Here is a 12468-nt window from a genome sequence, read left to right as displayed (position 1 = left end):
TTATCATAAAAAAAGCCGAAAATCAATTGCGATTTTCGGCTTTTTGTAAAGTATTTTATTCAGATTTATTGAAAATCTTTCTTTGTTAATGGTGCGTTTATTTTAGCATTTACAGTAGTAAATTCTACCTTTTGTCCCATCATAGGTAAGACCATTTTATAAGGGAATTTAACACCGTCTACATCTTTATAATCACCGTAACCAGTTTCTTGTACGCTTTCTTGTCCTCCAGGACCTTTAGCTGTTTCAGCTTTTTTCACTTTAAGACCAGAAGCTACATCATAGTAGTTCTTTACTTTGTCTCCATCAGCACTTTCAACTTCCACTACATACGCATCTTTTCCTTCAACAGATTCAATACCTACCAATCTAAGTTTGCTGTCGCTATAGTGTAATTCAGGGAATAATCCTTTTTTAGCTTTCAAACCATCTAACATATCTTTCGGCATATCCATTCTTTGACCTTGTTGCTCCATGTATCCAGATTCGCTATCAAAAGCTTGCTTAAATACAGATCCCATTCCTGCAATACTCATATCAACTGCAAGCATGTTTGGACTTTTTTGCTTCATCATCATAGACATGTCCATTCCTTGGAAAGAAGTTCCCATTTCCTGTACAATTGTCGTAACGCTCATTAATTTTTCTTTCCCACCAATAGCTTTGATATAGTTATCAACTACAGATTGTGCCGTTACACCAGCAGGAATTGGCTTTTTGAATTCAGGCTTTTTAGTTGGTGCACCAAATTGATCGTAATATTTTACAGGAACTTTTTTCCCATCAAACGTCATGTTTTCTAAAGCACTAACCACTTCACTTCCTTTTCCAGTGACTACGATACGTAATTTGTTATTTAAGAAGTATTTCTTAGCAGCTCTTAATACATCTTCTTTTGTAACTGCTTCAATTTTTTCAAGATATGTTTCGTAGAAATTTTTTGGAAGATCTTCTGTAATAATGTTTAATGCATATCTAGCAATAGTTGATGGACGCTCAATTCCAGTTACAAATCGTCCAACGTATTTTGCTTTTACATTTTTCAATTCTTCATCAGAAACTAATTCTGTAGAAATCTTTTTAACTTCTTTTAAAATTTCAACTACAGCGCTATCCGTTACAGCATTACGTACACTAGCAGTCGCTCTAAATGTAGAAATAGTTCTTCTATCATTTCCGATACTTGAGTATGAACCGTATGTGAATTTTTTGTCTTCACGTAAGTTGTTAAATAAACGCGCTTCTCCACCGCCACCTAAGATATTGTTGGCAATTAAAACAGGGAAGTAGTCTTCGTCTTTCATTGTTAACTTTACCGTGTTCTGAATACTTAATTCAGATTGTACAGCATTGTCTGCATTGATAAAGTTTACTTCTGTAGCTGTTGGGTTTGATGCTGTGTCATACGTATCAGGAGTAATTGCTCCTTTTTCCCACTTTTTAAAGTATTTCTTAACTAATTTCTTTACGTCTTTCGTTTTTACATCACCAATAATAATTAAATATGCATTATTAGGTTTGAAGTATTTTTTGTGGAAAGCTTTTACATCATCAAGAGTTACTTTGTTTACAGATTCTTCTGTAATATATTCTCCATAAGGATGATTTGCTCCATACGCTAATACTGATCGTACTCTACCTGCAATAGCAGTTACATTCTTCTTATCAGATTTGATACCTTCTAAAATCTTAGCACGTTCACTGTCTAAATCTTCTTGTGTGAAGTTAGGGTTTAAACCAGCATCTGCCATTAATTCGATGATTCTTGGGAAGTATTTTGATAAAGAGTTTGCAAAAGCACTCTGCGAACCAAAATTTAAAGAAGCTCCTAAATAATCAACTTCTTCGTTAAAATCGTCTTTAGAGATTGAAGTAGAACCATTTCCTAACATAGAACTTACAAAGCTTGTCAATCCTGCTTTTTCTCCTTCTAAAATTAATGGGTTATCAATTGTTAAATTTGCAGAAACACGTGGTAATTTGTTATTCTCAACCACCATTACTGTCAATCCGTTCTTTAACGTAAACGTATTAGGTTTTCCAATATTAACTTTTGGAGCTGGACCTGCTTTTGGTTGCTTTGATCGGTCAATTTGGGCCTGCATTGTTAGCGAAGCTAGGAACAATACAAGGAGTGAAACTATTTTTGTTTTCATGATTTTTTTATTTTTTTTCTTGTGTTTTCTCAGCAGGTAAATATTCTAAAAGTAAACGTTGGTTTGTTTTTAAATACTTATTCGCTATCTCTCTAATTTCTTCTCTAGTAATAGATCTGTAAATATCAATCTCTGTATTAATCAAGTTTGTATCGCCATACATTACATTATATCTAGCCAATGAATTTGCGATTCCTTCTACACTAGAGTTAGAGTTTACAAAGTTGTTTTCGAATTTGTTCTGAAGTTTTTGGTAATCTCTCTCTGAAATTAATTCTGTTTGAAGCTTTTTAATTTCGTCGTCCATTTCTTTTACTAAGTCTTCTAACGTAGTTTTTCCTAATGGAAGCGCAAATAAAGCGTAAGTCCCGTAGTCTTCTTGGCTTAAATTCACTGCTTGTACAGCCAATGCCATTTTCTTATCTTCTACTAATCTTTTGTATAATTTTGAGCTTTTTCCACCACTTAAATATGTAGAAATCATATCTAAAACTCTAGCTTCTCTTGTTTTGAAAGAAGAAGTTCTGTAAGCTGCAATAATTGCAGGAATTTGAATGTTTTGATCGTATGCTTTTGCACTGAATTCTTCTGTGATAGGATCTTCTTTAGGGAAGTTTCTAACGATGTCTTTTCCTCTTGGAACAGCACCAAAATAATCCTTGATCATTTTTTTAGTTTTGGCAGTATCAAAATCACCAGCAACAACCAATGTAGCATTGTTAGGAACGTAGAATTTTTTGTTAAAAGCTAAGAACTCATCTAAAGTAGCAGCATCTAAATGTGCCATTTTTCCAATCGTAGTTCCTTTGTATGGATGCTTTTTAAACATGTGTTTCTTTACTTCTTCAAGAATACGTCCATAAGGCTGATTGTCTACACGCAATCTTTTTTCTTCTTTTACAACCTCATTTTGTGTGTCCACACCAATTTGGTTGATTACAGGATGCAACATACGTTCTGATTCCATCCACAATCCTAATTCTAAATTGTTAGAAGGGAATACTTCATAATAATATGTTCTGTCGTCTGTTGTGTTTGCGTTATTACTTCCACCATTAGAAGATACAATTTTGAACCATTGTCCACGCCCAATATTTTTTGTTCCTTCAAATAGAAGATGTTCGAAGAAATGGGCAAATCCTGTACGCTCAGGATTTTCATCTTTAGCACCAACATGATACATAACTGATGTGGTAACAACTGGAGCTGAATTGTCTTGGTGAAGAATTACATGTAGACCGTTGTCTAAATCGTATTCTTCAAACTTAACTTCTTGTGCTTGGGCAATAAAACCAATAAGCATTAAAGAAGCTATTGAAAATAGTCTTTTTTTCATTGCATTTAACTTTTTTGACTTTTAGTTATTTTAGATCAGACGCAAGTTCTATAAAATTGTTACATCTCACAAGTAAACTATTAAATTTATGTTTATTTTAAAAGGTGCTCATTTTTTCGTATATTAAAGGAAATCAGATGTTTACTAACCGAAAAAACCTTAAAATTATGGAAAAGAAAATAGTAAAATACGGTGGATTTATAGCTTTAGGACTCATTCTATACTTCTTAATTGTACGAATGTTCGGTCTTCATGAAAACCCTTGGCTGCGTTTATTTAATGGTGTTATTGTTGCTTATGGAATTTACACTGTGATTAAAAATACTAAGAAAGATAGTGGCGTTAGTTTTAATTATTTTGAAGGATTTAAAGCTGGCATTTTCTCCGGATTTATTGCCACCTTAGTTTTTACCTTTTTTATGGCGATTTATATCTTTCATATTGATGTAGCATTTGGAGAAAAAATTATGGCAATGAGTTTGGGTAGTGTTGCTACAGAACCAGGACTTTTACTCTTCATTATTTTGATAGAAGGATTTGCTTCTACAGTTATTTTGAGTCTGCTATTTATGCAAAAATTCAAGCCAAGTTGGAATATTAGCAATAAACTGCCATAGAAGTATTTGTAGATTAATTAATTAGATGTATATTTGCGTCCATTTTTGGATAAAATTAATTAATTAAACGATACGCTATGTATGCAATTGTAGAGATAGCAGGGCAGCAATTTAAAGTTGCGAAAGACCAAAAAGTATTTGTTCATCGTTTGGCTACAGAAGAAGGAAAGCAAGTGACTTTCGACAATGTTCTTTTGTTAGATGATAACGGACAAGTTACAATTGGCGCCCCAGCTATAAACGGAGCCGCAGTAGAGGCTAAAGTTTTAAAGCACCTTAAAGGTGATAAAGTGATTGTTTTCAAGAAGAAAAGACGTAAAGGTTACCGTGTAAAGAATGGTCACCGTCAATCTTTAACAGAAATTGTAATTGAAAACATCGTAGCTTCTGGAGCTAAAAAAGCAGCACCAAAGAAAGAAGCTAAAAAAGAAGTTGCTAAACCAGCTGCAAAACCTGCCGCTAAAAAAGCAACAACTAAAGCAGATGATTTAAAGAAAATTGAAGGAATTGGTCCTAAGATTGCATCTACTTTAGTAGAAGCTGGAATTTCAACATTCGCTGAGTTAGCGAAAACTGAACCAGCAAAAATTTCTGAAATCATTTCAGGTGTTCGTGGAAACCACGTTACTGATACTTGGCCAGCACAAGCTCAATTAGCTGCTGATGGAAAGTGGGATGAGTTAAAGAAATGGCAAGATGAATTAGATGGTGGTAAAGCATAATTGCAAAAATCACTTAAGTATAACAATTTAAAACCTTACGAAAATGGCTCACAAAAAAGGAGTTGGTAGTTCGAAAAACGGTAGAGAATCAGAATCGAAACGATTAGGAGTTAAGATTTTTGGTGGACAAGCAGCAATTGCTGGTAACATACTAGTTAGACAAAGAGGAACTACTCACAATCCAGGAGAGAATGTATATATGGGGAAAGACCATACATTACATGCTAAAGTAGATGGTATTGTGAAATTCACAAAGAAAGCAAATAACAGATCTTATGTATCAATCGAACCTTTCGAAGCGTAAGTAAGACTCTGAAGAGAAATTAAAAAAGCCTGAACATTATGTTCAGGCTTTTTTTATGGAAATATTTCACCTTAAAAAAGATGTGAATATGTCCTAATGTATACAAACGTACAAGAAGCAATCATAAATGCTGCAAGTTTTAATATCGTATCAATAATTTTATGAAAAATACTATTATTATGAAAAAAAGAACATTTAAAAAGTTAGCATTAAAGCATTGCATGATTAGTAATTTGCATTCTAATTCTTTAGTTGGAGGAGTTAGTTGTGAAGCGCCCTGCCAAGGCGGAACTGGCTGTTGTAATACAGGAACTCGTAATGAGTATTGTAATAGTGATAGATCTCTTTGTGGAGGTGAAACTTGTAAAGGAGTATTTGACGGATAGGAAAATCTGATATGAAAAAATCTCTTAGAGTTTTATTTCTAAGAGATTTTTATGTAATACTATATTGTAAAAAAAGATGTATTATTTAAATCCTTTTTTCTTTAATAAAGGTTCAATTTCTGGTTCCGCACCTCGGAATCCTTTATATAAGTCCATTCCCAACTGCGAACCGCCCATACTTAACATTTTACGGTAACGTTTTGCTGTTGCAGGATCAAATAGATTTCCAGTTTCTTTGAACGCTTGGAAAGCATCTGCATCCAATACTTCCGACCATAAGTAACTGTAATATCCAGAAGAATATCCTACAGGGTTTGAAAATATATGTCCAAAATAAGTACTTCTGTATCGCGGAATAATTTCATCAATTAAGCCTAATTTGTCCATTGCTTCCTTTTCAAAAGTATTAACATCCGTTGGAATATCCTTTGTTTTAGAATGCCAAGCCATGTCCAAATATGCTGCGGCCATATATTCAACTGTCGCAAAACCACCATTGAATGAATTGGCGTCTTTCATCTTTTTAATCATTGCGTCAGGGATAACTTCGCCTGTTTTGTAATGCTTTGCAAACATGCGTAATACTTGTGGTTCGCTCATCCAGTTTTCCATTACTTGCGATGGGAATTCAACAAAATCTCTCGGCACATTGGTTCCTGATAAGGATTCGTATTTTACATTTGAGAATAATCCGTGCAATGCATGTCCAAATTCATGGAATAAAGTTTCTGCTTCTGTAAACGATAATAATGATGGAGAATCTCCTGATGGAGCAGGATAATTAAAGTTATTGGTTACAATTGGCGTAACCATTCCGTCCACATTCATCTGACTACGTAAGGCATTCATCCATGCACCACCACGTTTACTTGGACGTGCAAAGAAATCCATATAAATAATTCCTAAGTGCTTTCCATCAGCTTCTAATACTTCAAATACTTGCTGGTCTTCATGCCATTTCGGAATATCTTTACGTTCTTTAAAAGTTAATCCGAAAAGTTCTTTCGCCAAAGCAAAAACACCATCTCTTACGGCATTCACTTCAAAATACGGACGTGTTTCTTCTTCGTCAAAATTGTAACGTTCTTTACGAACTTTTTCTACATAATGTCTCCAGTCGCTTCCTGCAAAAGTTCCTGAAACACCTTCACTTTTCATCTTTTTAGCCAACGCTTCACGTTCCGATTTTGCCATCGCTAATGCAGAAGGCCATAATTTATCCATAAAACCATATACCGCTTCTGGCGTTTCTGCCATATTATCAGAAAGAATATACGCTGCATGCGATTCGTAACCTAATAGGTTTGCTTTTTCCAAACGCAAAGTTGCCATTTCACTTAAAATAGCTTTGTTGTCACTGTCATTATCATTATTGGCGCGCATTGCATATCCGTCAAATAATTTTTTACGAGCATCTCTGTTTGGAGACGATTGTAAAAACGGATTAATGCTTGGGCGTTGCAATGTAAACGAATATCCATCTTTATGTTCTCTTTCCTTAGCTTCGTTAGTTGCTAAAGAAATTAAACTAGCAGGAAGATTTCCAAGTTCTTTTTTGTCTTTTGTATGATATTCGAAAGCGTTGGTCTCATCGAGTAAGTTTTCACTAAAATCACCACTTAATTTCGCCAATCGCTTGTTGATTTCGCGCAAGCGATCTTGTGCTTTTCCTTTTAAACTGATTCCTGCACGGACAAAACGTTTGTGAGTTTCTTCCAATAAACGTGTTTCTTCTGGTGATAAGTTGAGTTTGTCTTTTTGATCGTACACTGCTTTTACACGTTCGTATAATTTAGCGTTTAAGTTGACAAAATCCCCATGAGCAGCCATTGCAGGTGTAATTTCCTTTGCGGCAGCTTTTAAAGTATCATCTGTATTTGCTCCGTTTACGGCATAAAAAATACGTTGCAATCTGTTCAAATACTTTCCGCTAAACTCTAAAGCTTCAATGGTGTTTTTAAAAGTTGGAGCTTCCGTACTTTCGCTAATTGCGGTAATTTCATCCTGATTTTCTTTCAGTGCAATTTTAAAAGCAGGTAGATAATCGCTACTTTTTATTTTATCGAATGGAGGCACTCCGTGTGGCGTATTCCATTCGGTCAACAAAGGATTGTCTGTCATTTTAGATGCTGGTTTTTTTTCGGGTGTAGCATCTTTGCACGAAGCAAAGAACAGTATGCTACAGGTAATGGCTATTGAGATACGTTTCATTTGTAAAATAATTTGACTAACAAGATACTGTTTTTTTGAATTTTATAAATGATTTTAACGTTCTATACCAGTTTGTGCTTTTCTTCGTTATATTAAGTACATTCACACTAAAACCAAACTTTATGAAACAACTAATTACGATTCTGATTTTTTGTATCAGTTTTACTGTTTTTGGACAAAAGAAAATTCACGTTTTTGTGGCTTTGTGCGATAATGTAAATCAAGGAATTGTCCCTGTGCCGAAAGCTTTAGGAAACGGGCAAAGTCCACGAACAAATTTGTATTGGGGCGCATTGTATGGTGTGAAAACACATTTTAAACGCAGTAAAGACTGGAAGTTTGTAAAGACGATTCCATCGAATAATCCCAAAATACTAGAACGTATCGTGTTCAAACACAAAACGTCAAACACGTATTTGCTCGCCGATGCGTATGATGGAAAATATATCAAACAGACTACGATTGACTTTTTGGAAGCGAGTAGCGGTGATAATCCCACAGAAATTACGGTCAACGATCAAAAGCTAAGCTTCGGAGGAAATTCAGATTTGGTAGCATATGTTGGTCATGATGGTTTGATGGAGTTTAGTTTATCTAACAAGTTCAGTCCAAAAAACACCAAGAAACGCGACGCTATTATTTTAGCATGCATTAGTAAAGACTATTTTAAGCCTTATTTACAACAAACAGGCGCCAATCCTTTAGTTTGGTCTACCGGATTGATGTCGCCCGAAGCATATACCTTAAAATGGGCAATTGATGGCTGGATTTTAAACGAATCAGATGCTGCCATTCGTGAACGTGCTGCCAAAGCTTATCACAAGTATCAAAAATGCGGAATGCGTGGCGCTAGAGGTTTGTTGGTGACAGGATATTAAAAACACCTTAATACATGCATTGAAGCGTTTTATGTGGAAGTTTTTCTTTCAAATTATAAGTAACAGAGCGCATTCAAAATCAACAAAAAAACCGTTACCAAAATCTATCATTTTAGTAACGGTCAATTTTTTGGTTGTACTTAGCTAGTTTTTTATTCACTAGGATTTGCAGGGTTACACTTATAATAACAAGAACCCATTCTAGGTTTTGTGTAGTCACACCTAAAACACGTAACATTGGCATAAGGATTCGTTGCTGCACCTCCGTCGATAGTGTGTGCTTCTAAATTAGAAATTTTCTTTTTGTTTAGACTAAGCTTGATGTTTGCTTTTTTCATGATTCTAGGTTTTAAATTAATTAGGGAATCTGAAATTAGCATTCATATCATCTAAACACAATGATTCTAAAATTCATTTTATAAAATAGCGGTAGTGTTTTTGTAGTAAAATCAATTACTCTCCAGGATCATTTATGAGGCTGTCAGGCCTTGTGGTTACTGTATGACAAGTATCTTCGTAAGTGTCTTTTTCCTTCTCTTCATCTTTAGTGCCACCACATATACGATTCAAATTTGAGATACATACTTTTTTAAATGTAAGAGCATGTGAAGTTACTTTCTGTTTTTTCATAATAGATAGTTTTTAATAATTTTCTTCGGTAAGATATGTAAATGCTTAGTTTCGATAGAACAAGAACTGCGTTCATTTTATAAAATAGCGGCTAATTTTTATAGAAAATAGTGTGTTTTTATACAGTTTTATTCTTCCAGGATGTCTGCTACGATTTTTAAGTGATGATTGGTGTGTACTTCCAAAAATCGAATGGTTTGTGCTTTGTCTAACATCCCAAAAACTGGATGATCAAAATTTACATTCGCATCGAAGCTTTGTAATTTGTCTATGCTTTTTCGAGCTTCTAACAATTGTTTTAAGATATCATCTGTGACAATGATTTCTGGCGGACGTACACTTTGTGGCGATTCTGCTTTTCCACGTGGAATGAATCCTGCAGTTAACGACATAATTCGTGGGACATTGAAAGAACTCTCATAGACTTCCGGATCAGAACTTTCAAGTGTTTCTGTGAGTCTGTTGATGGTTTTCAATATATGATCCAAATGCCAAGCCACATCTGCTTTGGAAACCGTTGAATTTTTGACATCTCTATATTCTATGTTACGTTCTATTTCTGATAATTGAGGAAGTAATACTTCAGGATTGGATGCGTTCATTTGGACTTTTATAAGGATGAATAAAAAAATGATGATTGCCAGTGGGACTAAAAGAATGCGTCTTTTCATAATGTTAGTTTTTAAAATGGTTAAGAAAACGTCCTGCTTTACAGTGAACAAGGCGTTTCCAAGAATTGAATTCAATAAACGAACTATTAAAACTGTAATCTGTATCCAACATCTGGAAAGAAACCAATCTGATTGACTTGATCGACATTATTGGTCAAACGATTGTAACGACGAACAAATACATTTTCCTGATTGGTCACGTTTTGTAAATCCACATAAAATTGATGTGATAATTTCTTTTTCTTACTATTGATTTTGATTCCGAACTTTACATCCCATCTGAAATAATCATTGTATTGCTGACTAAAAGCAATGTCTTCTTGTAAGATTTCAAAACCTGCTTGCTGCGATGCTTGCAAATCTACAGGTGTAAAATAACGTCCGCCAGCAAACGTAACACGCGTATCAAAGAACAATACGTTTTGCTTTTCGCGCCCAATAGCAAATTCGCGCCCAGCAAGTACATTAAATACATATCCGTTATTAAAAGGTGTGTTGCGTTCAATGCCATCGCTGCCTTTGTATTTACTTTCAAAAAGGGAAGTGGTCAATAATCCATAATAACCATCACTAAAGAATTTTTCAAGCGTTAACTCTAATCCTTGATTGTATCCAGTTCCATCATTGGTCAACGAAACACGATTGTTGTCAAATACAAAATCAGTTCCTTCCGTTAAAGAAGAATAACTAGATGGAAAAGGTTCTACCGCAGCATTGTCAATATCTTGATAATACACTTCTAATTTTCCACGCCAACCTTTGGCAATTTTCACGTCATAACCTACAACATAATGTGCACTTCGTGTAAAATCTAAATTAATATTAGACTGCACTAATTCGCCATTAATTTCTTCATTTAAGAATAATAATGGCAAAGGCGCTTGCTGATGGTGAATTCCGAAACCAAAATTTAAACTGTGTTTTGGCGCAATTTTATAACGCAAAGCTGTTCTGGGTTCTATAACAAATTGATCGTTTAAATTGGTGTATTGTGCATGCAAACCTGCATTTAACGTTAACTTTTTAGTCAATCGAAACTGTCCTTGAATATAAGGTTGCCACAAACCAAAACGTTCATCGGTATTTCGGAAAGTAAACAAATCTGGATCGCCATCATTGTTGTTGTCTGGTTGTTCTTCACGATCTCGTAAAGTAGATTCTATGTTGAAATTTTCATATAAAACACCTGTTCTCAGCGTAATTTTATTGCTCAATTTACTATTGAAAAGTGTAGAAAAGGTAAATCTGCTTTGTGTATCGTCTGCTTCCGTATAGCGAATTGTGCGTTCTTGCGGCGTATCTTTATCAATAAAACGATCTGATTCAAACGTATTGGTTGAGGTAGAAAGTGAAGCAATGGTTTTCAAATAACTCTTACTGCCAATATTTACTCGGTGATTCAATCCAACGACACCAAAACCAGATTCCACAAAGGAATTTTCATCTTCCGCAGAAAACAAATCATCTTCATCAATATCATCACCTAAAAATTCAATATCCGAGTTTCCAAGAATTCCGAATAAGCTTAGGTTTCCAAATTTCCCGGTACCAAAATCTATATTAAAAGAAATATCACTGTAATTTGGTGTAGCGGAAGTTCCACCTGCGCCAACACCTAACAATCCGACAAGTGAATACCGTGCTGCGACTAAGAATGAACCTTGTTTTTTGCCCAATGGACCTTCTGCCATCGCTTCAACACCTGTAAAAGCACCAACTTGCGCCGTAAATTCATAATTGTCAATATTTCCTTTTCGGAAACCTAAATCGAACACGCCACCAAGTGCATTTCCATATTCTGCAGGAAAGGCAGAAGTTAAGAAATCTGAATTTTTCAACATGTTTGTATTCAGTGCAGAAACTGGTCCGCCCGTAGTTCCTAAAGTAGAGTAGTGGTTTGGACTCGGAATGGGAATTCCTTCCAAGCGCCATAATAAACCTGTGGGCGAATTTCCGCGAATAACAATATCATTTCTACTATCATCGGGAGCAGAAACGCCGGCAAAATTAGCCGCTAAACGACCTACATCGCTTCGTCCTCCCGAAAAACGGTTCACTTCTTCTAGACTAAATTGACGAGCAGAAACCGTAGCTAATTTATTAATGGTTCGGTCTTTATTTGTGGGCGAATCTAATACAACGGCATCCAACTGATCAAAAGCTTCTTCCAAACTTACATTCACAATGGCATCTTTCCCTGTAGTGACTACGATATTTGGAATGGTAATGGATTCAAAACCAACATAACTTACTCGAACGCTTTGTCGTCCCACAGGAACATTTTCAATAGTATAATATCCATTCATGTCAGTAGTAACGCCAACAGGATTTTCTGTATTTAGTAATTCAATAGTTGCGCCTGGCAATGCTGTTTCGGATTGTTTGTCTAAAATTCGACCTTTAATAATTCCCGTTTGTGCAAAACTGAATGTGCAGCAGAGTACAAATAGCATGGTTAGTTTATTCATGATTTCTTAGTTTTTGATCAAATTTGACAGAATTTCATCATACTTAAAATCAAGAAATCTTGAGTTGTGGTATTTTCTATTGAACTGTT

The 12468-nt window shown here is 35.0% G+C and carries 12 protein-coding genes; 5 read left to right on the top strand and 7 right to left on the bottom strand.

Features of this window, described 5'->3' with window-relative positions; genetic code table 11:
• Nucleotides 1-65: 65 nt before the first annotated feature.
• Complete coding sequence (locus Q0845_RS24645; protein WP_298519640.1) at nucleotides 66-2156, bottom strand: pitrilysin family protein; 2091 nt, start codon at nucleotides 2154-2156, stop codon at nucleotides 66-68.
• A 7-nt stretch (nucleotides 2157-2163) separates the two neighbouring features.
• A complete protein-coding gene (locus Q0845_RS24640) occupies nucleotides 2164-3492 on the bottom strand; it encodes a pitrilysin family protein (protein WP_298519638.1) in 1329 nt (442 codons plus the stop codon).
• 167 nt (nucleotides 3493-3659) lie between these two features.
• On the opposite strand from Q0845_RS24640, the gene Q0845_RS24635 reads away from it, so the two are divergent.
• The 4 genes from Q0845_RS24635 to Q0845_RS24620 all read left to right on the top strand — a co-directional run bounded on the left by Q0845_RS24635 (nucleotide 3660) and on the right by Q0845_RS24620 (nucleotide 5521).
• Nucleotides 3660-4109: a DUF4199 domain-containing protein gene (locus tag Q0845_RS24635; protein WP_298519635.1), complete on the top strand. Its 450-nt coding sequence runs from the start codon at nucleotides 3660-3662 to the stop codon at nucleotides 4107-4109.
• Between the two features lie 77 nt (nucleotides 4110-4186).
• The gene (rplU, locus tag Q0845_RS24630) at nucleotides 4187-4831 is read left to right on the top strand and encodes a 50S ribosomal protein L21 (RefSeq protein ID WP_298519632.1); all 645 of its coding nucleotides are present in this window, start codon (nucleotides 4187-4189) and stop codon (nucleotides 4829-4831) included.
• 43 nt (nucleotides 4832-4874) lie between these two features.
• Nucleotides 4875-5135 (top strand): 50S ribosomal protein L27, encoded by a 261-nt coding sequence (gene rpmA / locus Q0845_RS24625; RefSeq protein WP_298519629.1) that lies wholly within the window; start codon nucleotides 4875-4877, stop codon nucleotides 5133-5135.
• A 179-nt stretch (nucleotides 5136-5314) separates the two neighbouring features.
• Nucleotides 5315-5521 carry a hypothetical protein gene (locus Q0845_RS24620; RefSeq protein ID WP_298519627.1) on the top strand — a complete coding sequence of 69 codons (207 nt, stop codon included), beginning with the start codon at nucleotides 5315-5317 and terminating at the stop codon, nucleotides 5519-5521.
• Between the two features lie 81 nt (nucleotides 5522-5602).
• Here Q0845_RS24620 and Q0845_RS24615 read toward each other — a convergent pair whose 3' ends face one another.
• Nucleotides 5603-7732, bottom strand: coding sequence for a M3 family metallopeptidase (locus Q0845_RS24615; RefSeq protein WP_298519624.1), 2130 nt, complete (start codon nucleotides 7730-7732; stop codon nucleotides 5603-5605).
• A 122-nt stretch (nucleotides 7733-7854) separates the two neighbouring features.
• Here Q0845_RS24615 and Q0845_RS24610 point away from each other — a divergent pair, with 122 nt between their 5' ends.
• On the top strand, nucleotides 7855-8610 hold the full coding sequence (locus tag Q0845_RS24610) for a hypothetical protein (RefSeq protein WP_298519621.1): 756 nt from the start codon (nucleotides 7855-7857) through the stop codon (nucleotides 8608-8610).
• A gap of 152 nt (nucleotides 8611-8762) precedes the next feature.
• Here Q0845_RS24610 and Q0845_RS24605 read toward each other — a convergent pair whose 3' ends face one another.
• From Q0845_RS24605 to Q0845_RS24590, 4 genes are all read right to left on the bottom strand, one after another.
• Nucleotides 8763-8948, bottom strand: coding sequence for a hypothetical protein (locus Q0845_RS24605; protein WP_298519618.1), 186 nt, complete (start codon nucleotides 8946-8948; stop codon nucleotides 8763-8765).
• Nucleotides 8949-9063: 115 nt separating this feature from the next.
• A complete protein-coding gene (locus tag Q0845_RS24600; protein WP_298519615.1) occupies nucleotides 9064-9240 on the bottom strand; it encodes a hypothetical protein in 177 nt (58 codons plus the stop codon).
• 128 nt (nucleotides 9241-9368) lie between these two features.
• Nucleotides 9369-9911: a DUF1569 domain-containing protein gene (locus tag Q0845_RS24595; RefSeq protein ID WP_298519612.1), complete on the bottom strand. Its 543-nt coding sequence runs from the start codon at nucleotides 9909-9911 to the stop codon at nucleotides 9369-9371.
• Nucleotides 9912-9997: 86 nt separating this feature from the next.
• Nucleotides 9998-12379, bottom strand: coding sequence for a TonB-dependent receptor (locus Q0845_RS24590; protein WP_298519609.1), 2382 nt, complete (start codon nucleotides 12377-12379; stop codon nucleotides 9998-10000).
• Nucleotides 12380-12468: the final 89 nt, after the last annotated feature.

It is taken from the genome of uncultured Kordia sp., assembly GCF_947489565.1.
In the GTDB taxonomy this organism is placed as follows: Bacteria; Bacteroidota; Bacteroidia; order Flavobacteriales; family Flavobacteriaceae; genus Kordia.
Note: the sequence above shows the minus strand (reverse complement) of the source record. Positions and strands in the feature narration are given on the sequence as shown.